Origin of the sequence: Halalkalibacter lacteus (assembly GCF_036663595.1) — a bacterium.
Classification (GTDB): domain Bacteria; phylum Bacillota; class Bacilli; order Bacillales; family Bacillaceae_D; genus Halalkalibacter; species Halalkalibacter lacteus.
In genome coordinates, this window is the sequence record NZ_JAWRVL010000443.1 from 1 (window position 1) to 238 (window position 238).

Genomic DNA, 238 nt, shown 5'->3' on the forward strand with positions numbered 1-238 from the left:
CACCGGCGGCCGCGGCGCGACCACAACCATTGCCGAGCGCGGACTGGGTGACGTGCTGATTAGCTTTGAGTCGGAAGTGAACAACATCCGCAACCAGTACGGCAAAGATGAAAATGAAGTCATCGTGCCAAAAACCGATATTCTGGCGGAGTTTCCGGTTGCCTGGGTGGACAAGAACGTTGCCCTTAATAACACCAAAGACGCCGCCAGTGCCTATCTGAACTACCTCTACACGCCT

1 pseudogene is annotated in these 238 nt (G+C 55.0%); it reads left to right on the forward strand.

Annotated elements, in window-relative coordinates:
* Positions 1-238, forward strand: a pseudogene (locus tag SAZ04_RS22965) (sulfate transporter subunit); the annotation flags it as partial.